This window comes from Fusicatenibacter saccharivorans, from assembly GCF_027667425.1.
In the GTDB taxonomy this organism is placed as follows: domain Bacteria; phylum Bacillota; class Clostridia; order Lachnospirales; family Lachnospiraceae; genus Fusicatenibacter; species Fusicatenibacter saccharivorans.
Map to the genome: position 1 here is coordinate 12,846 of NZ_JAQEGR010000007.1, position 23,267 is coordinate 36,112.

The 23,267-nt window shown below is 51.5% G+C and carries 25 protein-coding genes; 22 read left to right on the forward strand and 3 right to left on the reverse strand.

Annotation, left to right across the window (positions count from 1 at the left end; all coding sequences use genetic code 11):
* Positions 1-23: 23 nt before the first annotated feature.
* The gene (locus PGS38_RS07835; RefSeq protein ID WP_117509767.1) at positions 24-1,088 is read right to left on the reverse strand and encodes a PTS sugar transporter subunit IIC; all 1,065 of its coding nucleotides are present in this window, start codon (positions 1,086-1,088) and stop codon (positions 24-26) included.
* A gap of 207 nt (positions 1,089-1,295) precedes the next feature.
* Here PGS38_RS07835 and srtB point away from each other — a divergent pair, with 207 nt between their 5' ends.
* The 10 genes from srtB to PGS38_RS07885 all read left to right on the forward strand — a co-directional run bounded on the left by srtB (position 1,296) and on the right by PGS38_RS07885 (position 9,156).
* Complete coding sequence (gene srtB / locus PGS38_RS07840; RefSeq protein ID WP_055220142.1) at positions 1,296-2,147, forward strand: class B sortase; 852 nt, start codon at positions 1,296-1,298, stop codon at positions 2,145-2,147.
* A 26-nt stretch (positions 2,148-2,173) separates the two neighbouring features.
* Entirely contained in the window at positions 2,174-2,905 is a 732-nt protein-coding gene (locus PGS38_RS07845) for an NAD-dependent protein deacylase (protein ID WP_118666499.1), read from the forward strand.
* Positions 2,906-3,011: 106 nt separating this feature from the next.
* Positions 3,012-3,203, forward strand: a complete 192-nt coding sequence (locus PGS38_RS07850) for a DUF951 domain-containing protein (RefSeq protein ID WP_022461609.1) — start codon at positions 3,012-3,014, stop codon at positions 3,201-3,203.
* A 147-nt stretch (positions 3,204-3,350) separates the two neighbouring features.
* Positions 3,351-3,638: a 30S ribosomal protein S6 gene (rpsF, locus tag PGS38_RS07855; RefSeq protein ID WP_022461610.1), complete on the forward strand. Its 288-nt coding sequence runs from the start codon at positions 3,351-3,353 to the stop codon at positions 3,636-3,638.
* An 11-nt stretch (positions 3,639-3,649) separates the two neighbouring features.
* Positions 3,650-4,111, forward strand: a complete 462-nt coding sequence (locus PGS38_RS07860) for a single-stranded DNA-binding protein (RefSeq protein ID WP_055220137.1) — start codon at positions 3,650-3,652, stop codon at positions 4,109-4,111.
* A gap of 20 nt (positions 4,112-4,131) precedes the next feature.
* Entirely contained in the window at positions 4,132-4,380 is a 249-nt protein-coding gene (rpsR, locus tag PGS38_RS07865; protein WP_022461611.1) for a 30S ribosomal protein S18, read from the forward strand.
* A gap of 189 nt (positions 4,381-4,569) precedes the next feature.
* On the forward strand, positions 4,570-6,615 hold the full coding sequence (locus PGS38_RS07870) for a DHH family phosphoesterase (RefSeq protein ID WP_270476127.1): 2,046 nt from the start codon (positions 4,570-4,572) through the stop codon (positions 6,613-6,615).
* 1 nt (position 6,616) lies between these two features.
* On the forward strand, positions 6,617-7,063 hold the full coding sequence (gene rplI, locus PGS38_RS07875; protein ID WP_022461613.1) for a 50S ribosomal protein L9: 447 nt from the start codon (positions 6,617-6,619) through the stop codon (positions 7,061-7,063).
* A 4-nt stretch (positions 7,064-7,067) separates the two neighbouring features.
* Positions 7,068-8,402, forward strand: a complete 1,335-nt coding sequence (gene dnaB / locus PGS38_RS07880; RefSeq protein WP_022461614.1) for a replicative DNA helicase — start codon at positions 7,068-7,070, stop codon at positions 8,400-8,402.
* A 157-nt stretch (positions 8,403-8,559) separates the two neighbouring features.
* Entirely contained in the window at positions 8,560-9,156 is a 597-nt protein-coding gene (locus PGS38_RS07885) for a MerR family transcriptional regulator (protein ID WP_055220134.1), read from the forward strand.
* A 63-nt stretch (positions 9,157-9,219) separates the two neighbouring features.
* Here the strand turns inward: PGS38_RS07885 and PGS38_RS07890 are convergent, their stop codons facing one another.
* Positions 9,220-9,423 carry a DUF1858 domain-containing protein gene (locus PGS38_RS07890; RefSeq protein WP_022461615.1) on the reverse strand — a complete coding sequence of 68 codons (204 nt, stop codon included), beginning with the start codon at positions 9,421-9,423 and terminating at the stop codon, positions 9,220-9,222.
* A gap of 206 nt (positions 9,424-9,629) precedes the next feature.
* Between PGS38_RS07890 and PGS38_RS07895 the strand changes: the two genes are divergently transcribed.
* The gene (locus tag PGS38_RS07895; protein WP_022461616.1) at positions 9,630-9,800 is read left to right on the forward strand and encodes a DUF362 domain-containing protein; all 171 of its coding nucleotides are present in this window, start codon (positions 9,630-9,632) and stop codon (positions 9,798-9,800) included.
* 68 nt (positions 9,801-9,868) lie between these two features.
* On the opposite strand, the gene PGS38_RS07900 is transcribed toward PGS38_RS07895, so the two are convergent.
* Positions 9,869-10,618 carry an adaptor protein MecA gene (locus PGS38_RS07900; RefSeq protein ID WP_055220132.1) on the reverse strand — a complete coding sequence of 250 codons (750 nt, stop codon included), beginning with the start codon at positions 10,616-10,618 and terminating at the stop codon, positions 9,869-9,871.
* A 695-nt stretch (positions 10,619-11,313) separates the two neighbouring features.
* On the opposite strand from PGS38_RS07900, the gene PGS38_RS07905 reads away from it, so the two are divergent.
* The 11 genes from PGS38_RS07905 (at position 11,314) to PGS38_RS07955 (ending at position 23,240) form a co-directional block, all read left to right on the forward strand.
* Entirely contained in the window at positions 11,314-13,014 is a 1,701-nt protein-coding gene (locus PGS38_RS07905; protein ID WP_270476128.1) for a glycosyl hydrolase family 18 protein, read from the forward strand.
* Between the two features lie 60 nt (positions 13,015-13,074).
* A complete protein-coding gene (locus PGS38_RS07910) occupies positions 13,075-14,091 on the forward strand; it encodes a coiled-coil domain-containing protein (protein ID WP_117814513.1) in 1,017 nt (338 codons plus the stop codon).
* 82 nt (positions 14,092-14,173) lie between these two features.
* The gene (locus PGS38_RS07915; protein WP_330421815.1) at positions 14,174-14,965 is read left to right on the forward strand and encodes an N-acetylmuramoyl-L-alanine amidase; all 792 of its coding nucleotides are present in this window, start codon (positions 14,174-14,176) and stop codon (positions 14,963-14,965) included.
* A complete protein-coding gene (locus PGS38_RS07920) occupies positions 14,862-16,136 on the forward strand; it encodes a transglutaminase domain-containing protein (RefSeq protein WP_118659361.1) in 1,275 nt (424 codons plus the stop codon). Before PGS38_RS07915 ends, PGS38_RS07920 begins: the two co-directional genes overlap by 104 nt.
* A 135-nt stretch (positions 16,137-16,271) precedes the next feature.
* Positions 16,272-16,436, forward strand: a complete 165-nt coding sequence (locus PGS38_RS17935) for a hypothetical protein (protein WP_330410122.1) — start codon at positions 16,272-16,274, stop codon at positions 16,434-16,436.
* 120 nt (positions 16,437-16,556) lie between these two features.
* Positions 16,557-18,218, forward strand: coding sequence for a class I SAM-dependent methyltransferase (locus PGS38_RS07930; protein WP_118659426.1), 1,662 nt, complete (start codon positions 16,557-16,559; stop codon positions 18,216-18,218).
* A 10-nt stretch (positions 18,219-18,228) separates the two neighbouring features.
* Positions 18,229-19,170: an ABC transporter permease gene (locus PGS38_RS07935; protein WP_118659362.1), complete on the forward strand. Its 942-nt coding sequence runs from the start codon at positions 18,229-18,231 to the stop codon at positions 19,168-19,170.
* The gene (gene nikC, locus PGS38_RS07940) at positions 19,167-19,973 is read left to right on the forward strand and encodes a nickel transporter permease (protein WP_055228100.1); all 807 of its coding nucleotides are present in this window, start codon (positions 19,167-19,169) and stop codon (positions 19,971-19,973) included. Before PGS38_RS07935 ends, nikC begins: the two co-directional genes overlap by 4 nt.
* Before the next feature lie 36 nt (positions 19,974-20,009).
* Positions 20,010-20,846: an ABC transporter ATP-binding protein gene (locus tag PGS38_RS07945; protein WP_118659363.1), complete on the forward strand. Its 837-nt coding sequence runs from the start codon at positions 20,010-20,012 to the stop codon at positions 20,844-20,846.
* Entirely contained in the window at positions 20,839-21,606 is a 768-nt protein-coding gene (locus tag PGS38_RS07950) for an ABC transporter ATP-binding protein (protein ID WP_022461627.1), read from the forward strand. The genes PGS38_RS07945 and PGS38_RS07950 overlap by 8 nt, the downstream gene beginning before the upstream one ends.
* A 71-nt stretch (positions 21,607-21,677) precedes the next feature.
* Positions 21,678-23,240, forward strand: a complete 1,563-nt coding sequence (locus PGS38_RS07955; protein WP_118659364.1) for an ABC transporter substrate-binding protein — start codon at positions 21,678-21,680, stop codon at positions 23,238-23,240.
* Positions 23,241-23,267: the final 27 nt, after the last annotated feature.

The following is a 23,267-nucleotide window of genomic DNA, read 5'->3' on the forward strand; positions in this document are numbered from 1 at the left end:
CCATTCCCTTTTAAAAATACAGATTACAGATTCAAAGCCATATCGCCGGATTTGATCAGGTTTGCCTTGCGGAATACCTCTGAGAAGAACAAGGTGATCACAGCCGGAAGCACGAAGTGGAGCAGAATAATTTTGATGATGACGAGCTTCGGATCATCGTAAGCGATCATCGTCTGATACGTTGTGATCTGTCCGACAAGACCTGCGGAACCCATGCCGCTTCCCGTTGCATTATTCTGCATATTGGCGAGGATTGTGGAGACGGGTCCTAAAATCGCACTCGAGAAGATGACGGGCAGCCAGATCAGCGGATGACGCATGATGTTCGGCACCTGAAGCATCGAGGTTCCAAGACCCTGTGCGACAAGGCCGCCGAATTTGTTTTCCCGATAACTTGCAACCGCGAATCCGACCATGTTGCAGCAGCAGCCGATCGTTGCGGCACCGGCGGCAAGACCGGAAAGATTCAGAATGATGCCGAGTGCAGCGGAGCTGATCGGCAGTGTCAGAACCATACCCATGACGACCGAAACAACGATGCCCATGATGAACGGCCGCTGTTCCGTTGCCCAGTTGATGATGCTTCCAAGGCCTGTCATCATCTGGGAGATCGGCGGTCCGACGAGCAGTCCGACAACGGAACCGGCTCCGATGGTGATGACCGGTGTCACGATGATATCAACCTTGGTCTTGCCGGAAACCAGATGGCCGCAGGTGATGCCTGCGAAAGCTGCGATGAAAGCGCCGAGCGGTTCGCCAGGTCCTGCCAGAACGGCATTTCCGTCCACAAAGAATGTGCCGCCGGTGATCTTGCCGGCATAACCGCCGACCATGGCGGCGACGGCTGCAGAAACCGTGACAAGCGGGCTTTCCCCATATTTCACTGCCACGCCGACACCGATACCGGCACTTGTCAGGGCTGCGGCAGCTTTTCCAAGCAGATAGATCACATTTCCAGTCGAACCGCCGATCAGAAGACCGATCTGCTGAATCATTGTACCGATAATCAGGGTTGCAAAAAGACCCTGCGTCATGCCGCCGAAGCCATCAATGAAGATGTGCGAGGCGACTTTTTTGATTGTTCGCATATGGAATTCCTCCTCATGTATGTGGTGTGTTACTGTATTCACAAGTGACTTGTCAGTCGACTTTTAGTCTATCATAAGATGGGGGCGGGTGCAATCCTTTTCCGGGGGCATAAGTTGACAAAAGAAAGGGGCACGCTTATAATTGAGACAAATTCAGAGCGCTTCCAGAAAACAGCGCAGACAGTAAAAAAGTGATAAAGGAGACGCATGGGAAAACAGAAAAAGAAACAGAAAAAACGCGGCAATCCGCTTTGGACTCTGGTATTTTTAGCGGCACTTGCTGTTTTCTGCTTTTCCGGGTATAAGCTGATCGGCATTTACCTGGATTACAAGACCGGTACGGATGAATACCGGGATCTGCAGCAGTATACGACGGAAATTACAAAAACACCGGAGACACCGGCACCAAAGAAAACAGAGGAGCCGCAGGCGGAATCCAAACCGGCGGAGCCTTCCGAACCGGAGCCGGAACCACTGTCGTATCCGACAGAACCGCCGCTTGCCGTCGATTTTGAATCCCTAAAAGCGATTAACCCGGATGTGAAGGGATGGCTTTATATCGAAGCTCTTGACATCAGTTACCCGGTCGTACAGGGGCCGGACAACGATGCGTATCTTCATACGACGTATGAGGGAACGAGCAACTTTGCGGGTTCCATTTTCCTCGATTACCAGAATCAGGGTGATTTCAGTGATGGAAACACAATCGTTTACGGTCATAATATGAAGAATCTCTCCATGTTCGGAAAATTGAAACAGATGAAGGAGCAGGAAAAATATAGGGACAGCGTCTATTTCTGGATGCTGACGCCGGAATCAAACGATGTGTACCAGATTTTTTCTGCCTTTTATACGGAGGCAGACAGTGATGTCTACACGCTGTATTCCGGCGGGGGTGAAGCGTTTGTACAGTATCTGAATACCATGGCGGCGCGGTCAGAGATCCCGGTGGAGCAGCCGGAGATGGATGAAAACAGCCATATTATTGTGCTGTCCACCTGTGCGGCGAGCGATACGACTGGACGGTTCGTCGTTCTGGGCGTGCGGCGGAACCGGTAATGATTGGTCAGGAGGAGGAATGACAGATGGAAGAGGAAAGAAAAATCGAAGAACTGCAGAGATTGATTGATACGCATGAAAATATCGTATTCTTCGGCGGCGCGGGCGTGTCCACGGAGAGCGGGATTCCGGATTTCCGGAGCGTGGATGGCCTTTATCATCAGAAGTATGACGTTCCGCCGGAGACAATTTTAAGCCACAGCTATTTCCTGCGGTACCCGGAAAAGTTTTATGCTTTTTACCGCGACAAAATGCTTCCGGTCGGCGCAGAACCGAATGCGGCGCACAAAAAGCTTGCAGAGCTGGAAGCGGCGGGAAAATTAAAAGCGATTGTGACGCAGAACATTGACGGACTGCATCAGGCGGCGGGAAGTAAAGTAGTGTATGAACTGCACGGAAGCACACACCGCAATTACTGCATGAAATGCGGGGCAGCCTGCGATACAGAGCTGGTGAGAAAGAGCAGCGGCGTTCCAAGATGTGAAAAATGCGGAGGCATGATCAAACCGGATGTCGTACTCTACGAGGAGAGTCTGAATGAGAAAGTGCTCGACGGTGCGATCCGCGCGATTGCGGCCGCCGATCTTCTGATCGTCGGCGGAACGTCGCTTGCTGTGTATCCGGCAGCAGGTCTTCTCCAGTATTTTCGGGGCGATGCACTGGTCCTGATTAATAAAGGTGCAACACCGATGGACAACAACGCAGATCTTCTGATCCAGCAGCCGATCGGACAGGTGCTCGGCAGTATCCGGGTGTGAAACTTCAGAGCTGTGAAAAATGGAGGTGCGGCTCTGATGATACAGAGAGAACCTTGAGAAAAAATCTCGGAAAGTGTCAGGAAATATAAAAATAAGGCGGAAAAACATGGCAGAACATTACGAAGTAGGCGATATTGTAAAACTGAAAAAGCCGCATCCGTGCGGCAGCAGCGAGTGGGAAATCCTGCGTGTCGGCGCAGATTTCCGTCTCAAATGCACCGGCTGCGGCCACCAGATCATGGTAGCACGCAAGCTGGTCGAGAAAAACACCCGCGGATTACGAAAAAAAGATGCGTAATATCGTGAAAAAAACAAGAAAACACGCGAAAAAGGGCTTGCTATAAGCCCTTTTTTATGTTAAAATAACAAATTGTGACGTATAAAAATAATTCCTTGCTCCCCATAATGAAAATGGGGTGCCAAAAAGTCCAAAAGGAGGTAAAGCATGAACAAGTACGAATTAGCACTGGTTGTGAATGCAAAACTTGAAGAAGAGGAACGCGCAGCTGTAGTTGAGAAAGCCAAAGGTTATGTAACCCGTTACGGCGGAACAGTTGGCGAAGTAGAAGAGTGGGGCAAAAAACGCCTTGCATACGAAATTCAGCATATGCGTGAAGCATATTATTACTTTATTCAGTTTGAAGCAGACGCAACAGCTCCGGCAGAGATCGAGAGCCATATGCGTATTATGGATAACGTACTGAGATACTTAGTCGTTAAAAAGGAAGCTTAAGAGGTAAGCGAATGAATAAAGTTATATTGATGGGAAGATTGACCCGAGATCCCGACGTCAGATACTCTGCTGGAGAGAACTCCACAGCGGTAGCCCGTTATACACTGGCTGTTGACCGCAGATTCCGCAGAGACGGCGATTCCGCAACCGCAGACTTTATCGGATGCGTTGCTTTCGGCCGCCAGGCAGAATTTGCAGAGAAATACCTGCGTCAGGGAACGAAGATCGCCATCACCGGCCGCATTCAGACCGGAAGCTACACCAACCGTGAAGGCCAGAAGGTCTACACGACAGACGTAGTTGTAGAAGAGCAGGAGTTTGCAGAGAGCAAAAATGCAGGTGGAAACAACGGAGGATACTCCGCACCGCAGCATAACAATCCGGCTCCGTCCGCGAATACATCTGACCTGGGCAGCGCCGATGGTTTTATGAATATTCCCGATGGCATTGACGAAGAATTGCCATTTAATTGATAGAAAAGGAGAGATTGATCATGGCTTATAATAATAGTGAAAGACCAGCTTCCAGAAGACCGGCCCGCAGAAGAAGAAAAGTTTGTGTTTTCTGTGGTGGAGAAGAGATCAGCTACAAGGATGCAGCTAAACTGAAAAAATATGTATCCGAGCGTGGTAAAATCCTGCCGAGACGTGTAACTGGAACCTGCGCAAAACATCAGAGAGCAGTAACAGTAGCCGTTAAGAGAGCAAGACATATGGCTATTATGCCGTACGTAGATGATTGATTCTGACTTGCGCTAAGCACTGTCCGAACGTTCATTTTGAATCGGTAAATAAATGGAGGTATCTGCCCGAAAAGGGCGGGTACCTTTTTTGTATCCAGAAGTATCTTGTTGCCAAAGTACAGGTCAAAGTGGTATAATCGGAAGGACAGGAGCGAAATACAACACGCAACGTTGGAAAGGTGTTAGGAAATGAAAAGCAAAATGAAGTTGAGCGGCCAATTGCGGAGCTATCTTCGATGGCCGCTGATTTTGTCCATCCTGATGCTTGTGATGAATATCGGCATGTATTTTGTGGATGTGATGGCAGGAATGTGGTTCACGCTGTTTTTTGCAGTCTATGTGATCGCAGCCGCAGTTCTCTATTACAGACAGCGTCCGCAGGTGATCAACGAGCTGATTACCTTTGCGACCGAATACGGCCAGGTTCAGAAGCATCTGATCCAGGAACTGGCGCTGCCCTATGCCGTTATGGATTCGCAGGGAAAACTTCTCTGGGTCAACAAAGAGTTTACAAAAATCACAGGGAAGGATACACAGTATCATAAATGTATCGCCACTATTTTTCCGGAGCTGACGGTCGAGCGGCTGCCGAAAAATGAGGAGGAGACCGACATCAACGTGGCTTACGGCGAAAAGAATTTCCGTGCCCATGTAAAAAGCGTCTGCATCGACGAGCTGATCCAGAATTCGGAGATGATCAACACAGATATCAAAGGCTATTTTATGCAGGCACTGTATCTGTTCGATGAGACGGAGCTCCGCGAGTATATGCGGAAATTCGAGGACGAAACGATGGTCACCGGTCTTCTGTATCTGGACAACTACGACGAGGCGCTGGAGAGCGTCGAGGAGGTCCGCCGTTCCCTTCTGACCGCACTGGTCGAGCGAAAGATCAACAAATATTTCAACGATCTCGACGGACTGGTGAAGCGGTATGAGAACGACAAATACATCGTGGTCATGCGCCGGAGTTCGTTAAATGAACTGAAAGAGAAAAAGTTCGATATCCTCGAGGACGTCAAGACCATCAACATCGGAAACGAGATGGCGGTCACAATCAGTATGGGTATCGGAGCAGATGCTGGATCGTTTGCGAAAAACTCCGAGTATGCGAAAATCGCGATCGACCTGGCTCTTGGCCGGGGCGGCGATCAGGTCGTTTTAAAGGACGGTTCGAAGATTCAGTATTTCGGCGGAAAAACGCAGGCTGTGGAAAAGAATACGAGAGTCAAAGCCCGCGTCAAGGCGCACGCGCTGAAAGAATTTATGAACACGAAAGAGAAGGTCGTTGTCATGGGACACCGACTGCCGGATGCCGATTCGTTCGGTGCGGCCATCGGTATCTACCGTGCGGCGAAAACGCTGAATAAAAAAGCGTACATCGTCATCGACAACCCGACCAGCTCGATCATTCCGCTGATGAATACGTTCCGCGACAACCAGGATTATGAGGCGGACATGTTTGTCAACAACCATGAGGCGAAAGAGATCATGGACGACAACACGCTGCTCGTTGTGGTCGATACGAACAAGCCGAGCATCACACAGTGTGAGGAGCTGCTGTACATGGCGAAAATGATCGTCGTGCTGGATCATCACCGGCAGGGAAGCGATACGATCCGCAACTCGGTGCTTTCCTATATTGAGCCGTATGCATCATCCGCGAGCGAGATGGTTGCCGAGATTCTCCAGTATTTTACCGAGGGAATCCGCATCCGGAACGTGGAGGCGGACAGCATCTATGCTGGCATCATGATCGATACCGACAACTTTATGCAGAAAACAGGTGTCCGCACGTTCGAGGCGGCAGCGTTCCTGCGCCGCTGCGGTGCGGATGTGACGCGTGTGCGCAAGCTGTTCCGTGAGGATATGAACGATTACAAGGCAAGAGGAGAGACGATCCGCAATGCGGAGCTGTTCCGCGGCCAGTTCGCGATTTCCGAATGCCCGAGCGACTATGTGGACAGCCCGACGGTGGTCGGAGCACAAGCGGCGAACGAGCTGCTGAACATTGTCGGTGTCAAGGCGTCCTTTGTACTGACTGAGTACAAAGGCGTGATCTATATCAGCGCCCGCGCGATCGATGAGGTCAATGTACAGATCATCATGGAGCGGATGGGCGGCGGCGGTCATCTGAATATGGCAGGATGCCAGCTTGAGACCGTCGATCTGGAGGGGGCGCGCAGCCTCCTAAAATCAACCTTAACAGAAATGCAGGATGGAGGAGAAATCTGATATGAAAGTTATCTTACTGGAAGACGTAAAAGCACTTGGTAAAAAAGGACAGACTGTAAACGTAAGTGACGGATATGCAAGAAACATGCTTCTGCCGAAAAAACTCGGCATCGAGGCAACCGCAAAAAACCTGAATGAGCTGAAACTCCAGAAAGCACACGAGGACAAAGTGGCAGCAGAGCAGCTCGCTGAGGCACAGGCTTTCGCGAAAGAGATTGAGGACAAACAGGTTACCGTAGCAATCAAAGTCGGCGAGGGCGGAAAAGTATTCGGAAGTGTATCGGCAAAAGAGATCGCTGAGGCAGCAAAAGAGCAGCTCGGATACGACATCGACAAAAAGAAAATGCAGCTTCCGAACCCGATCAAGGTTCTTGGAACGACAGAAGTGCCGATCCGCCTGCATACCAAAGTAACTGCAAAGCTGAAAGTTATCGTAAAAGAAGCATAATTCTATGGAAGAAGCACTGATTAAACGAATCCTTCCGCACAGCATCGAGGCGGAGCAGTCGGTCATCGGTTCCATGCTGATGGGGCGCGAAGCCATCATGGCGGCATCGGAAATCCTGACGAGCGACGATTTTTACCAGCACCAGTACGGCGTCATTTTTGATGCCATGGTGGAGCTGTTCAATGAGGGAAAACCGGTCGATCTGGTCACCCTGCAGAACCGCCTGCGTGAAAAGGATGTTCCGCCGGAGATCAGTTCGATGGAGTTTGTCCGCGATCTTTTAAATGCGGTGCCGACTTCGGCGAATGTGCGCCATTATGCGAACATCGTCAGCGAGAAAGCGGTGCTGCGCCGTCTCATTAAGCTGACAGAAGAGATAGAGAATGACTGCTATCTGAACAAAGAGCCGGTGGAAGTCATCATGGAGGAGACGGAAAAGAAGATGTTCCAGTTATTGGGCCAGCGGAATTCCGGAGACTTCATGCCGATCCGCCAGGTTGTCATCAATACGCTGGAGAACATCGAGCGTGCATCGAAGACGAAGGGAAATGTCACGGGTATTCCGACCGGATTCACGGATCTGGACTACAAGACATCGGGTCTGCAGAACTCTGACTTTATCCTGATTGCGGCACGTCCGTCTATGGGTAAAACGGCGTTTGTCCTCAATATTGCGCAGTATATGGCGTTTAAGAAAGACAAAGCCGTTGCGATTTTCAGTCTCGAGATGTCGCGGGAGCAGCTGATGAACCGTCTGCTCTCGATGGAGTCGAAAGTAGATTCCCAGCATCTGAGAACCGGAAACCTGAAAGACGACGAATGGAGCAAGCTGATCGAGAGCGCCGGCATGATCGGTGAATCCCGACTGATGATCGACGATACACCTGGTATCTCGATCGGAGAGATGCGGTCGAAATGCCGCAAATACAAGCTGGAGCACGGTCTTGATATCATCATCATTGACTACCTGCAGCTGATGTCGGGAAGCGGAAAGAGCTCCTCGGAATCGCGCCAGCAGGAGATTTCGGATATCAGCCGTTCCTTAAAAGCACTCGCGAGAGAGCTGAATGTGCCGGTTGTTGCACTGTCCCAGCTTTCCCGGGCTGTTGAGCAGCGTACCGACCACCGTCCGATGCTTTCCGACCTGCGTGAGTCGGGAGCGATCGAGCAGGATGCCGACGTTGTTATGTTTATCTATCGAGATGATTACTATAATAAGGATTCCGAGAATAAGGGAATCGCGGAAATCATCATCGCCAAACAGCGAAACGGCCCGATCGGAACCGTCAATCTGGTCTGGCTGCCGGATTATACGAAATTTGCGAATGCAGAGAGATAAAAGAAAATATTTTATGTGTCAGAACGTGTCGTGGGATAGTCCTGCGGCACGTTTTTTGTGTATAATTGTATGAATTTGTCGGAATATTACGATGAGATTTTCTTGCGGCAGGGGATAACAGATCCTATAATAAAGGGAAGAAGGGAGTGGCTGCCGTATGGAAAATAGAACGTATCTGGTCACGGAGGCGGAGAAGCTGACCGGGGAGAAAGCGCATGTGCTCCGGTACTGGGAGGACGAGCTCGGCATGGAAATCCACCGCAATTCGCTGGGACACCGCTGCTATACTGCGCAGGACATTCAGATTTTTCTGGGAATCCGGGAACTGAAGAAAAAGGGGCTTCACCTGAAAGCGATCCGCGAGCTGATGCCGAAGCTGGTGCAGGCAACGGCGGAGATCAAAGCGTTTCCGGCGGAAGCGGCAGAGACGGCAAAGGAGAAGCCGGATCCGGCAATACCGGGAAAAGCGGACGAAGTGCCGGAGGTGGTTGTCGATCTTCTGCCCGAGCGGGAAGCAGAACAGCTGGCGGACACTGTGATGCGGCAGGAAGAGGAGGAGCGTCAGACGGAGTTTTACCGCGTGCTCGGCCGTCTGCTCGATCAGATGATACAGAAGCGGCGCCAGGAAGAGCGGAGCCGCCGTGTGGATGAGGCGATCCGCCGCCACCAGCAGAGCCGGAGAGAAGCAGCGGCGACGCTGGAGCAGAAAGGAAAACGGACGAAAGCAAAACGGGGCCATCGGAACAATGGGTAAATCGGACAGAAAAAAAGAACGCCTGCGAGAGGCGTTCTTTTTGGATCCACGCGGAAATCCGACTTATTTTGCAGCCAGATAATCGTTGATCTGGTCTTCCAGAACCTGAGCGTCCAGACCGTGAACCATAGCTGCTTCTTCCAGGGACTCACCCTGTGCAGAAGGGCAGCCGATGCAGTGCATGCCGGCTCCCATCAGGATTCCGATGATATTTGTATCCATTGCGATTAACTCGCCGATTGTCATGTCTTTCGAGATCTTTGCCATCTTAAAGTTCCTCCTTTAAATGTGTATATACCCGTCGTTCCGAGTTTGACGGCTATTTTGATTATAGCGTACCCCCGGGGGGAATGCAAGAACAAATTCATAAGATTATAGAATGTTTATAATTTTGTACTTGTATTTCAGGGGGCAATCGTTTACAATGTGGATAGTACCGAAAGGGCCAAAAAATCTACAAGGAGGATAAGATCATGGCATATGTAATCACAGACGAATGTGTAAGCTGCGGAACCTGCGCTGGAGAATGTCCAGTAGAGGCTATCGCTGAGGGAGATTCCCATTACGAAATCAACCCGGATGTATGCGTTGAGTGCGGAACATGCGCAAGCGTATGTCCAACCGAGGCTATCACAGAAGAGTAATTTGTACGGAACGTACAAAAAAGGAAGTCCTTCGCGGACTTCCTTTTTTTATACATACGTTTCAAAACTTACAGAGAAGCCAGCTCCTGCAGAGCATTCTCTTTTACCATTGCATTTCCATGTTCCAGCAGAAATGCTTCAGCGGCCAGGGAGAAGGATTCCTGTCTGCCGTACTCGGAAAGAATGTTGCAGACCTTGTTGAATTCCTCCGGTTTGCAGCCGGACTGGTGCAGAACGAGCTGATAGTTGGCATCTGCCCTGTTCTTATAGAGGGAATTGCTGCCGGTAAAATACTGGTTCAGCGCTTTTGCGGAGCTGATGACATCGTCGAGGGTTGAGAAGTGGAAGGTGCGTACCAGATCCACATTCTTTTCCTCGGATGCTGCAGGCTCTTTTTCGTTTTCCTTCTGTGCCGCTTTCTTTGCGATTTCCTGTGCCTTGTTCTTCACATCGCAGAGCTTGTGGAACAGGTCGATGATGTCGTCCGCGCCGGAATACTGTACCGGTTCCGGTCCGTCCGTATCGTCGCCGGATGGAGCAAATTTGGCGAAGCGGGTGTCGAGCTCCTGTGGATCCTCGACTCTGGTGATAATGAGGACAATGCTGTCCGGAGCCACCGGAACGGCCTCGACCATGAGCGGGGCATTATCCACATTGAAGCCGAACTGCTGGTTGGCTTCAAGCATCATATCCTGAAACAGGCTGCGGGCCTTTTCCGTGCCGTAAGCCAGTTCGCTGAGCTTTAAATTTCTTTCGGCAAGATCGGCGCTGGTCAGTGTGCAGCGGATCTTGTTATCATTGATTTTTTCTATTTTCATAACTCTCACGTCCTTAATTACTCTTTACTTATATAAATAGGGCTGCTTACAATATAGTATAACACATCACGGAAAGAAGTAAAGAACTTAAGATTTTTTTTACATTTCGCATAATTTTTTCAGAAATGAAGGGACAAACTTTATTTGTAATTCCCCCGGCTTGAAGTATAATAGGAGTTGGGGAAACCTTTGCTTCTGCCCGGAGGGTGCATACTCCGGCCGGAAGCAGGCACAGAAAAAACGGATCGGATAAGAAGGCGTCCCCGCGAAACATGATCATTGAAACTAAAAACAAAAGTATTTCATACGGATCGATGGGGCTTTCTTTTTTGTACGTCACAACTGCAAATAAGCCATGAAACAAACAATCGACAAAACTTTTTAAACAGATTTTCTGAAAAATACCCAATAGCAAAAAGCAACGATACGTTCGTTACTGTTCAATCAGCAGTGAAACACCTGCTGTTTCGCTGCGTAAGAACATGATTCAGGTGTGAGCAGCCCTCCTTTTGCGAAGCAAAACTTTAAATGAGGGCTGCGAATGTTACAGTTCGCTGGGAACCAGTGAACTGTAACGATACTTTCTGACTCGCATGCGGTTCCCTTGCGCATAACGGTTGCTATTGGGTATTTTTTTTGTTATAATGGGCGCAAGTGGGGAGATCTTCAGAGCGAAGAAAAGGGGAAAAGAACACATGAAGGAGCAACAGAAGAAAAAAGCAGCGCCGGTACTGGTCGTACTGATTCTGATCGTGCTAGTCGGTGCAGCAGGCATTGTTTCATTTTTGATAAACCGATATAAACCCGGAACCGAATACATGGCCGGGAACGAATATTTTAACCTGACAGACGAAAACAGCGTTGCGCTGATCCAGAACGGAGAACTTCTGGAAGAGCAGGCCGTCCTTATCGGAGGAGAGCCGTATGCGGCGTACACATATGTAGAATCCCAGCTGAACAGCTGCTTCTACTGGGATGAAGAAACAAAAGGAATCCTGCTTACAACGAGCGGCGGCGTGCAGACACTGCTTCCGGGCGATGCGGCCGTTGCCAAAACACCGGGCGGACAGCCTGCCGTACAGCAGGAGAGCGACGGAACGGTTTACATTTCGCTGGATGTCGTAAAAGAATACACAGATCTCGACTATGCATATTACAGCGATCCCAACCGTGTTGTAATCCGGAATGAATGGGACGGAGTGGAGCAGGCGACGGTACAGTCAGACACCGCGCAGGTGCGCCAGAAAGGCGGCATCAAGAGTCTGATTCTTGCGGATGTACAGAAGGGTGACACCCTGCTGTATCTGGAAAATCTGGACAACTGGTGCAAAGTCATGACGGCGGACGGCTATACCGGCTACATCCAGACAGAGGATATCTCCGAGCCGGAGGACATCGAAGCGCGGACGGCAAAGAAAGATTCCTATGAAAGAATTACACGGGATCACAAAATCAATCTGGTCTGGCATCAGAGCACATCGACCGAGTCGAACGACGCGATGGCAGAGATGACAGCAGAAATGACCGGCGTGAACGTGATTTCACCGACCTGGTTTTCCGTGACAGACGAAACCGGTACGATTTCCAGCCTTGCGAGCGCCGATTACGTGAAACTGGCGCATGAAGCGGGACGGGAAGTCTGGGGATTGATTGATAACTTTAATGAAGCATTTGACGAAACAACCGATCTTGCCTACGCATCCGTGCGCAGTAGAATCATTGAGCAGCTGCTCGCCGAGGCAGCATCGTGCGGCATGGACGGCATCAACGTGGATTTCGAGAATCTGAAAGAGGCCGGAATCCCGCATTACCTGCAGTTTCTGCGGGAACTGACGAGCGCGGCGCATGCACAGAATCTTGTGGTGTCGGTCGATACGCCGGTACCGCAGGCTTACACGATGTATTATCAGCGCGGCGAGCAGGCAAGATTTGTGGACTATATGATTGTCATGGCCTATGACGAGCATTTCGCGGGAAGCGAGGAGGCAGGCTCTGTTTCATCCCTCCCGTTCGTACAGCAGGCCGTGGAGGAGATGACGCGGGTGATGCCTGCCGATCAGGTGATCTGCGGAATCCCGTTTTATACCCGTGTCTGGACGGAAAAGTTCGGACAGAGCGCCATTACCAGCGAGGTGCTGGGCATGGATGGCACCAAAAACTATGCCAAAGAGAATCAGATGACAGAAACCTGGGATGCATCCCTTGGCCAGAATGTGGCAACGGTAGAAACTTCCGATGCCAGATACACGATCTGGATGGAGGATGAGCAGTCCATGGAGGAAAAACTGAAAGTGATCCAAAGCGCTGATCTCGCCGGGGTGGCAGAGTGGAAGCTCGGATTCGAGTGCGCAGACGTCTGGAGTCTGATTTCAGAATATATTGAAACAAACAGTTGACGAGGAGTCCGGGAAGGATAAGGGGAATGATAAAAGCCCGGGCACGAAGGAGGAGTATACATGTCAGAAAACAATCACGAAGAATTATTTAAAACAACGCTGATGGGCGGTTTCGATAAGGACGATGTCATGACGAAAGTGCAGAACCTGAAAGATCAGGCGTATGCCGCTCAGAAGAAACTGGAAGCGAAGATCGAGGAAAAAGAGCAGGAAATCGAGAAGCTGAACCGCAAGATCCGCGAGCGTGAGGATAAAATCGAGGAGCTCGAAAAAAATATTCATGAGAAATACCAGAGCTATATCGACAATTATGACAGCATCAGCGGCCTTGTGTTTGAGGCACAGGTGAAAGCGAAAAAACTGACACAGGAAACAGAGGAGAGCTGCAGAAAGCTAAAAGAAGAGACCGAGGAAGCCTGCCGCCGGAAAACCGAAGAAACGGACGAGTCCTGCCGCGAGAAAACGGAGGAAACGGATGAGGCGTGCTGCAAAAAGAGAGAGGAGACAAACGAGTCCTGCCGGAAACAGCGGGAAGAGACAAAGGAATCCTGTGCAAAGCAGCGCCGCGAGACGAAGGAACAGTGCGAATACATGGTAGAGAGCGCACGTCAGAAGGGCGAGGAACTGGCTGCTGTTTATGAAGAAAAACTGCAGGCCGAAGCAGAAGAAATCCAGAGCCATATGGACGCGGAGCTGCAGAAAGCCAACACCAGATACCAGAAGATTTACGCCGAGATGGAAACCATGACGAGTGTACTCGAGAAGAATCGCAGAATTTTTGAGGAGACCTTTGCCGGCATCGAAAAAATGCGTGAGGAGATGAAACGTTCTGCATCGGAAGTGGAAACCTTCATGAAAGATCCGGTAAAAAGTATCTTTCCCGGAGAGGCAAAAGAAACAGCCGCAGAGCCAGACCGTGAAGATACCGCAGAAGAAGCAGAGGAAGAAGACGAAATCGTCGAAAATTCCGCAGTCATCGATTTCGAAAATGAGCCGGATTATCTCGATGATGACAACGACGAAGAAGAGGATGAAATCCCGAATCGCGCGCATGATGAAGAAGATGAGGAAGAGTAACCGGAAGCAATAAGAGTTGTAACCTGCCCCGCTGCTGCATAAAATGACCAAGAAAGGAAATTTGCAGCAGGGGGCTTTTTATTTGGAAAAAGGGAAAAAACTGGAATGGCTGATGGCGGTGATTCTGCTTTCGGCGGCGTATGTTCTGTCCCGCGAGGGCGCACGGCTGGTGGCAGCACAGAAGGCAGCCACAAAAGTAGTGGTGCTGGACAGCGGCCACGGCGGCGACGATCCCGGCAAAATCGGGGCAAACGGTGTCAAAGAAAAGGACATCAACCTTGCGATTGCCCGTCTGCTGAAAAAGAAGCTGGAAAAGCAGGGAATCCTTGTGGTGATGACGCGGGAAGGGGAGAATGATCTCTCCGATCCGGGAGCCGTGAATGCGAAAGTGCAGGATCTGCAGCGGCGCGTGCAGCTGATTCATGAAAAAAAGCCGGACTGTGTGATCAGCATTCACCAGAACAGCTACCCGGATGCGGCGGTCAAAGGGGCGCAGGTGTTTTATTATACGGATTCAAAAGAAGGCGAAAAACTGGCGCTCTGCATGCAGGCTGCACTGGTCGCGGGGCTCGATCCGGCGAATCACAGGAAAGCCAAGGGAAACAAAACGTATTACATGCTGAAGAAGACAGACGCAGTGCTGGTGATCTGCGAGTGCGGATTCCTCTCAAATCCGGAGGAAGAAGCGCTCCTGAACACAAAGGAGTACCAGAAAAAGGTGGCGGATGCACTGTGTGACGGCGTTTTAACGTATCTGGGAGAAAAGAAGAATGGCAAAGAGAAGACACAGACGAAGACGGAAGAGACCGCTGCGGGCGCTGCTTCCGCTTATGCTTGCCCTGCTGGCGGCTTATCTGGTATTCGGAGAGTTTGATGAGAGCGATCCCGCGCAGAACGGAAGCGGAGCGGACAGCAGCACTGCTTCACAGACGGCAGACGAAAACAATGGTCTGTCAGAGAATGGCGCAACACAGTTTCAGGCGGAAAATACAGATGAGGAGGAGCTGGCGAAGCGGTATTATTACAGCCAGCTCGATGAAAACAGACAGATGATTTACCGCGAACTGGTGCAGGGAATCGCGGAACACCAGGAAACCATCATCACAAAAGGCGGCGATCCCGATGTGACGGCGGAGGTTTACGGATGGGTCTATATGGATTACCCGGAGTACTGCTGGATCAACGGAGCATCACATGTCACGGGATACGGTGAGCCGAAAAACTACTGTGAGGTAGTTCCGGAATACACGATTTCTGCGGAGGAGATCACAGGCCGCCAGACCCAGATCAAAGGGGCGGGAAATGATTTCTTAAGTGATATCGACCGTTCGATGGATGACTATGGGAAGATCAAGGCTGTCTTCGAAAAATGTATCCGGCAGATTGATTATGTGAAAGATGCGCCGGAGAATCAGACACTCTACAGCGGACTTGTGAACGGACAGACGGTCTGCGCAGGCTATGCCAGAACGTTCCAGTATCTGATGAACCGCCTGGACATCCCGGTCATTTATGTGACGGGAACGACAGACACCGGCGAGGCGCACGGCTGGAATATCGTAAAGTGCGGAGACAATTATTACAACGTCGATGTAACCTGGGGCGATCCGGTATTCGCAGAGGGCGAGAGCGGCGAGTACAATCTGCCGGACGACCTGATCTACTACGATTTTCTCTGCGTTTCCGATGCGGAATTTTCGGACACGCATCAGGCGGATGCGAATCTGCCGCTCCCGGCGTGCAATGCAGATGACCTCGAGTATTACCGCCAGATCGGCCGGTACATGGATACATTTGATGCGACGCAGATTCTGTGGGAAATGGAGACGGATATTGAAGAGACAAAAGAGTATTCCGAATTTAAATTTGCCACCGATGATCTGATGGCACAGGTCATGGAAGCCCGACCGGAGCTTCTCGATAAGGCTTCCGGCTATCTTTGCAGCTATTACGGACTCGGGTCCGTAAAATATACATACAGCGAGGATACGGCGACAAGAAAGCTGATGGTATTCTGGCAATATAAAGGAGAACCGAGTGAATGACGGTTCTCCTTTAAAAATATCCGGAAACAAAATGTCGATCAGCTCGCGCTCGAGAAACTCGATGGTAATCAGGCACGAATAAGGGAGTTCGGAAACCTGGGAAACACTCACAAGATCCTGACGGACGGTGATGGAATGATCCGTGACATCGGTAACCTCTGCGACCCAGGCGGCATGCGGGATCGTCAGATGTTTCGCAATCAAAGGGCCGACCTGCGCGGTATCGCCGTCGGTTGTCTGACGTCCGCAGATAATCAGATCCGCGCCGCCGATCACCTGAATACCCTGCGCCGGCGTTAAGAATATCCCCCGTGGGGGCTTGTGAAAAAGGCCGATTTTTGGTAGAGTAAAGGGATATTTGAGCGGTTGGAGAACGACCCCGCCGGGAAAGTTAAGAAAAAGAAGAAAGAAGCGGAAGATATGGAACAGGAATTATTACAGGAAATTGCCTCCTACTGGGGAACCCGTGCGGAGGGGTATTCTGAGGTCAATGAAAAAGAACTGGCGGGAAGCCAGAGAGAAGCGTGGCTGCATGTATTAGAGGAGCAGTTTCCAGAGAAAAAGAAAGAAGAGATGAAGATTCTCGATATCGGAACCGGCCCGGGATTCTTCCCGATGATTTTGTCGGAGGCAGGTTATACGGTGACGGCTGTTGACTACACGGAGGAGATGCTGGAAAAGGCGAAAGAGAATCTGGGAAAATATACGAAATACGGTCTGGAGCGCGTGACGCTGCAGCGGATGGATGCACAGAATCTGGAGTTTGCGGATGAGACCTTTGATGTTGTCATTTCCAGAAATCTGACCTGGAATCTGGAAAAGCCGGAGCAGGCATACCAAGAGTGGATGCGTGTCCTGAAACCGGGCGGCGTGTTGCTCAATTTTGATGCGAACTGGTACGGTTATCTCTATGACGAGGAGAAAAAAGAAGCGTACGAGGCAGACCGGAAGAAAGTGGAAGAGCAGCAGCTCGACGACCATTATCTGTGCACGGACATTGACCGCATGGAAAACATTGCGCGCCAGGTGCCGCTCTCTGCGATGGAACGGCCGGCGTGGGATACGAAGGTGCTCGAATCCCTCGGCGTCTGTTCCATCCAGACCGATTCCGAAATCTGGAAGCGCGTCTGGAGCGAGGAAGAGAGACTGAACTATGCATCGACACCGATGTTTCTGGTGCGCGCGGAAAAAAGCGCAGAGCAGTCCTTCCAGCTTGGTGATGTGACCGTCCGCCGCGGCGAAAAATATCAGGCGGCTTCCGAAGACGGCCTCTGGTATCCGGCGGCAAAACCGGGCGATATGGTAACAGAAGGGGGCCCTGTCGTTGCTTACGGAAGAATTGTGCGCGAGCCGGAGTACGACGACCGCAAAGAGCAGATTGTCCATTACTGGGAGAAACGGAGCGAGAGCTTTTTAGAGCAGAGACGCTCCGAACTTGCAAACCCGATTGCGAAGCGCTGGATGAAAGAGATTGAAAAACAGATCCCGGCGGGAAGACGGTTAAAGATCCTTGATGTGGGCTGCGGAGCCGGATTTTTCTCGATCCTGCTGGCAAAAGAGGGCCACGAGGTATTCGGCATCGACCTGACACCGGAGATGATTGAGAATGCAATCCAGCTTGCCGAAGAAGAGAATGCCGACTGCTGCTTCCAGGTCATGGACGCGGAAAATCCGATGTTTGCGGATGAAACGTTCGATGTTGTCATTTCCCGAAACCTGACGTGGACGCTGCCGAATGCGGAGCATGCTTACGGCGAGTGGATGCGTGTGCTGAAAACGGGCGGTGTGCTGCTGAACTTCGATGCCAATTACGGAAAAGAAGATGTTGCCGATACGAAGGGACTTCCGGAGGCGCATGCCCATTTCAAGGTTGGAAACGAGATGCTAGAAGAGTGCGAACGGATCAAATCACAGCTCCCGATCAGCCGCAAAAACCGGCCGGCGTACGATGTGGCGGTGCTGTGCGAAAACACAGCGGGAGAAATCCGCATTGATACGAGCCTTGGAAAACGCATTTATCTGGAAAAAGACGAGTTCTATAACCCGGCACCGATGTTTTCGATTTGTGCCGTGAAGCAGTAAAGGAGTATTTGTGAAAAAATATCTGTTAAAACGACTGCTTCGCCTGATTCCGGTATTCCTCGGCGTGACGATTCTCGCTTTTCTGCTGACGGGACTTTCCTCGGTCGATGCGGTGGATTTAAAAGAGAGCAGCAGCGGCGGCGTGATGTCGGAGGCGGAAAAAGAAGCGATGCGGGAGGAGCTGGGACTGAATGAGCCGAAAGCTGTCCAGTACCTGCAATGGCTGAAAAACGCCCTGCGCGGTGACTTCGGGGAGTCGTACGTTTCCGGCAAACCGGTGCTTGTAAGCTTCTGCGAAAAACTGCCCGCAACGATTGCACTTGCGGCGCTGGCGCTTGCCATGACGGTCTGTCTTTCGTTTCCGCTCGGTATCTTAAGTGCAAAATATCAGAATACGTGGGCGGACCGCAGTATCAGCCTGTTCTGCTTTGCAGGTAATTCGTTTCCGGGGTTTTTCACTGCACTTCTTCTCTTGTATTTCTTTTCGCTGAAATGGAATCTTTTTCCGGTTCTCAGTATGGGAAAGGGATGGAAAAGCTGTGTGCTTCCGGCGGCGACGCTTGCGGTTTCGATGACGGCAAAATACACCCGTCAGGTGCGTTCTGCCGTGCTTGCAGAGCTGGAGCAGGAGTACGTGGCGGGTGCACGGGCACGTGGGTTAAGTGAAAACCGGATTCTGTTCGGAAATATATTAAAATCCGTGCTGCTTCGGATGGTCACGCTGCTATTCTTATCCGCCGGTTCGCTGCTTGGAGGAACCGCCATCGTTGAGACGATTTTCATGTGGAATGGTGTCGGAAAAATGGCCGTGGATGCCGTTTCCATGCACGATATTCCCGTGATTCAGGCATATCTGGTGTGGATGGCGGCGATCTATCTGCTGCTGCATCTCATTGCTGATCTGCTGATGGGGGCACTGGACCCGCGGGCGAAGCTGGAGGGAATGCGATGAAAAAAGAACAGAAAAGAAAGATCCTTTTTTATGGCATCCTCGCCGGTGCGCTGCTGCTGTTTGCCGCGTGTGCGGCCCATCTGGCACCGTACGATCCGTATGAGCAGAATCTGGAACTGTCCCTTCTTCCGCCGTCCGCGGCGCACTGGATGGGGACGGACCGCTATGGAAGAGATCTGTTTTCAAGGATTCTCTCCGGCGCGCGGGTCAGCATTTTTTCAGCACTTCTTGTCGTTGCGGCAAGCGCTCTGATCGGAACACTCGCCGGAATTTTCAGCGGCTGGCTGGAAGGTAAAACGGATACGGTTCTGATGCAGATCTCCGATATTTTTCTGGCCTTTCCGGGTATGGTATTTGCAATCGCATTTTCCGGCGTTCTGCAGAGCGGCATGACGGGAGCCGTTGTGTCGCTGATCCTTGTTTCCTGGCCGAAATATGCACGGCTTGCACGGAACCGTGTGCTGGCACTGAAACACATGCCGTTCATCGCGGCGGCGCGCCTTACAGGAAACGGAACATGGAAGATGATCGGACGCCATATTCTGCCGAATCTTGCGGGGCAGACGATTGTCACAGCGGTGCTTGATATCGGAACGATGATGCTGGAAATCGCGGGTCTGTCCTTCCTCGGCCTTGGTGCGGAAGCGCCGTCGGCGGAGTGGGGAGCGATGATGAGCAACGGAAGAAGTATGCTGCAGACCGCGCCCTGGGTCATTCTGGCGCCGGGACTGGCGATTTTTCTGACCGTTCTTGTCTGCAATCTGCTTGGTGAGGCGGTACGGAAAACGGTGGATCAGGGATAAGGGGCAAACGAAAATGGAAACAAAGGGAGCAAAAACATGAGCGAAAAACTGCTGGAAATCAGCGGCCTTTCTGTCTGTTATGAGGGGGAGCAAATTTTAAATAACATCTGTTTTTCCGTCGAAAAAGGAGAAACCGTCGGCATCGCCGGGGAGTCGGGCAGTGGAAAAAGTACCTTGCTGCGAGCGATCCTGCGGCTGATGGGAAAGAATAGCTCCATCACCGGCGGGCAGATCACATTTCGCGGAGAGGAGCTGACGGGCATGTCCGAAAAGAAGCTGCGGAGTCTGTGCGGTTCAGAAATTGGTATGATTTTCCAGAATACAGGGGCATCACTCTGTCCGACCCGGAAAATCGGAGCACAGATCTGTGAAAGCGTGCGCGCCCATGAGAAACGCTGCGGATTCATCACCCCGATTTCTGGGGGAATGTCTGGCAGAAAAAGCCGCAGAGAAATCAAAGATATGACGCTCCAGCGATTTGCGGATATGGGGCTTTCGGATGGCGAGACGATCTGGAACAGCTATCCATCGTCGCTCTCCGGCGGCATGAACCAGCGCGTCGGGATTGCGCTCGCAATGCTGCTGCATCCGTCGCTTCTTCTGGCGGACGAGCCGACGAGTGCACTCGATGTGGTTTCGCAGGCGCAGGTGCTGCGGGAGCTTCAGGCGTTGCAGCAGAAAGAGCAGACGGGGATGGTGCTGGTGACGCACAATCTTGCGGTTCTCGAGCAGATGGCAGACAGGGTTGCTGTTTTGAAGGATGGAAACATCGTGGAGCAGGGGGAGACAAGGACGGTTTTCGATCACCCAAAGGACGAATATACAAAAAATCTCCTTGCGGCTGTGCCGGGAAGAGGGAAGAACGATGCATAATCATAACATGCTGGAAGTAAACAACTTAAGCAAAAACTTTGCTGGAACCGGCCGGGAAACGGAATTTGCCGCCGTGGACGGCATCAGCTTCACACTGGATGCGGGTGAATGTCTTGGCCTGATCGGGGAGAGCGGATGCGGAAAAAGCACGACGGCCCGTCTGATCACCGGATTGGTCCAGGCGGATGCAGGCAGCGTTCTGTTGGAAGGCGAGGAAATCCTCGGAAGAAAAGGCAGGCGGCAGCGCGAAGTTTACCGGAAAATACAGATGGTCTTCCAGACCCCGCAGGATTCCTTCGATCCAATGCAGACGCTCGAAACCGGGATTCTGGAAGCTTTTCGGAATCAGGGAATGAGCCGGAAAGAGGCGTGTCTTCATCTGCCGGAGCTGTTGAAAAAAGTGGAACTTAGTTCGGAAACGGCGATGCGCTATCCCCGCGAGACGAGCGGCGGAGAGTGCCAGAGAGCCGCAATTGCGCGGGCTCTTGCTGTGCAGCCGTCTCTTCTGATCTGCGACGAGGCAACGAGTGCGCTCGATGCGGCGGTACAGGCGCAGATCGTTCAACTGCTGAAAAAACTGCAGCGGGAAGAAGGACTTGCGATGCTGTGGATCGGCCACGACCTTGCGCTGGTGCGGGAACTCTGCAGCCGTGTGATTGTCATGCGGCAGGGAAAAATCGTGGAGCAGGGGGAGACGCGGGAGGTATTGGAGTACCCGAAAGAGGAATACACGAAACTGTTGATGGAGTATAGTCTGTGAGAAAACTGTTGAAACAGAAAATCAGACAGCGGAAATGGTGGTGCCATTTGCGAAAACAGGAGAAGTACAGAATGCAGAGAAAGAACGGCAGAAGGAAAAAAATTGCATATGTTTTGTGCGGCATTCTGGCGGTGGTACTGTTTTCCGGTTGTCAGAGCACAGCGGCAGATGGTACAGATGAAAAAGTTTTCGTATACGGCGACACGACATTCAACGCCGAAAACGACGAGTCCGATGTCAACCCGCACAACGGCTATTCCGGCTGGGCGTGTATCCGCTATGGGATCGGTGAGACGCTGTTTCATTATTCCGATTCTATGGAGATTGAGCCATGGCTGGCAGAAAGCTATGAGCTTGTGGACGATACAACATGGCGGATTACACTGCATGAAGGCATCTCCTTTACGAGTGGGCGCACTCTCGACGCGGAGGCGGTCAAAGAATGTCTCGAGGATCTGATCGCAGTACATGACCGTGCACGCGGGGATCTGAAAATTGAGAGCATCGAGGCAGACGGCCTGATCGTAACGATTCACACCGAACAGCCTGTCCCGGCGCTTCTGAATTATCTGTCTGACCCATATGGATGCATCATTGATATGCAGGCAGGTGTGACGGATGACGGCAATGTCGCCGGAACCGGCCCGTACCGCGCAGTACAGGTGGAGACGGATCAGGGACTGACGCTCATGAAAAATGACAATTACTGGAACGGAACGCCAAAGCTCGACCGGATCGAAGTCAAAACAATCCGCGACGGCGATACGATGACGATGGCGTTACAGTCAGGCGAGCTCGACGCGGCGTACGGCCTGCCGTATTCCAATCTGATCCTGTTCCGCGATGAACCATACACGATTTCTTCGGCGGATACGTCGCGTACCTTCTTCGGACAGTTTAACGGATCATCCGAGGTGCTGCAGGACGACCGCGTGCGCGAGGCAGTCATCGGAGCGATCGACCGGGAGGGCTTTGTGAATACGCTGATGGAAGGAAACGGAAGCGTGGCGGAAGGCCCGTTCCCCTCTTACTTTGCATTCGGCGACAGCAAAGTGCAGGAAGAGTCCTATGATCTTGAGTATTCCAGAGAACTGCTGGCTGAAGCAGGCTGGACCGATGAGGACGGCGACGGCTACGTGGAAAAAGACGGAAAACGCCTGACCATCTGCTGGCTCACGTATCCGAGCCGCCAGGAACTGCCGCTTCTCGCGGAGAGTGCACAGGCATCGCTGAAGAAAATCGGAATCGAAGTACAGATCCAGTGCACGGCAAATCATCTGGAACTGCTGAAAAAAGGAAACTGGGATGTTTATGTCAGCGCATTTGTCAGCGCACCGACGGGCGATCCCGAGTATTTCTTTACAACGCACTGCCTGCAGGATTCCTCCAAGAACCGCGGCGGTTATTACAGTGAGACACTCGAGATGCTGGAACAGCAGTTAAGCGGCGAGTTTGATACCGAAAAACGAACCGAACTGGCCATCGAGATGACGCAGATGCTGCTGGATGACCACATGTTTTTCTTCACATCACACCTCAAAATGTCGATGGTATCCGGCGAGGGCGTGACGGGGCTTACGGCGCATCCGTGCGATTATTATGAAATTACAGTCAATTTGGACAAAAACAAATGATTATTTGGCAGAAAGAGCAGAAAATGT

Coding starts and splice junctions, on each gene's coding strand:
- PGS38_RS07860 (WP_055220137.1), top strand. CDS start 3,650: ATGAATAAAGTTATATTGATGGGAAGATTGACCCGAGATCCCGACGTC.
- PGS38_RS07950 (WP_022461627.1), top strand. CDS start 20,839: ATGCATAATCATAACATGCTGGAAGTAAACAACTTAAGCAAAAACTTT.
- PGS38_RS07910 (WP_117814513.1), top strand. CDS start 13,075: ATGTCAGAAAACAATCACGAAGAATTATTTAAAACAACGCTGATGGGC.
- rplI (WP_022461613.1), top strand. CDS start 6,617: ATGAAAGTTATCTTACTGGAAGACGTAAAAGCACTTGGTAAAAAAGGA.
- PGS38_RS17935 (WP_330410122.1), top strand. CDS start 16,272: ATGATCCGTGACATCGGTAACCTCTGCGACCCAGGCGGCATGCGGGAT.
- PGS38_RS07900 (WP_055220132.1), bottom strand. CDS start 10,618: ATGAAAATAGAAAAAATCAATGATAACAAGATCCGCTGCACACTGACC.
- rpsR (WP_022461611.1), top strand. CDS start 4,132: ATGGCTTATAATAATAGTGAAAGACCAGCTTCCAGAAGACCGGCCCGC.
- PGS38_RS07930 (WP_118659426.1), top strand. CDS start 16,557: ATGGAACAGGAATTATTACAGGAAATTGCCTCCTACTGGGGAACCCGT.
- PGS38_RS07845 (WP_118666499.1), top strand. CDS start 2,174: ATGGAAGAGGAAAGAAAAATCGAAGAACTGCAGAGATTGATTGATACG.
- dnaB (WP_022461614.1), top strand. CDS start 7,068: ATGGAAGAAGCACTGATTAAACGAATCCTTCCGCACAGCATCGAGGCG.
- rpsF (WP_022461610.1), top strand. CDS start 3,351: ATGAACAAGTACGAATTAGCACTGGTTGTGAATGCAAAACTTGAAGAA.
- PGS38_RS07885 (WP_055220134.1), top strand. CDS start 8,560: ATGGAAAATAGAACGTATCTGGTCACGGAGGCGGAGAAGCTGACCGGG.
- PGS38_RS07905 (WP_270476128.1), top strand. CDS start 11,314: ATGAAGGAGCAACAGAAGAAAAAAGCAGCGCCGGTACTGGTCGTACTG.
- PGS38_RS07850 (WP_022461609.1), top strand. CDS start 3,012: ATGGCAGAACATTACGAAGTAGGCGATATTGTAAAACTGAAAAAGCCG.
- PGS38_RS07955 (WP_118659364.1), top strand. CDS start 21,678: ATGCAGAGAAAGAACGGCAGAAGGAAAAAAATTGCATATGTTTTGTGC.
- PGS38_RS07945 (WP_118659363.1), top strand. CDS start 20,010: ATGAGCGAAAAACTGCTGGAAATCAGCGGCCTTTCTGTCTGTTATGAG.
- PGS38_RS07835 (WP_117509767.1), bottom strand. CDS start 1,088: ATGCGAACAATCAAAAAAGTCGCCTCGCACATCTTCATTGATGGCTTC.
- nikC (WP_055228100.1), top strand. CDS start 19,167: ATGAAAAAAGAACAGAAAAGAAAGATCCTTTTTTATGGCATCCTCGCC.
- srtB (WP_055220142.1), top strand. CDS start 1,296: ATGGGAAAACAGAAAAAGAAACAGAAAAAACGCGGCAATCCGCTTTGG.
- PGS38_RS07890 (WP_022461615.1), bottom strand. CDS start 9,423: ATGGCAAAGATCTCGAAAGACATGACAATCGGCGAGTTAATCGCAATG.
- PGS38_RS07870 (WP_270476127.1), top strand. CDS start 4,570: ATGAAAAGCAAAATGAAGTTGAGCGGCCAATTGCGGAGCTATCTTCGA.
- PGS38_RS07920 (WP_118659361.1), top strand. CDS start 14,862: ATGGCAAAGAGAAGACACAGACGAAGACGGAAGAGACCGCTGCGGGCG.
- PGS38_RS07895 (WP_022461616.1), top strand. CDS start 9,630: ATGGCATATGTAATCACAGACGAATGTGTAAGCTGCGGAACCTGCGCT.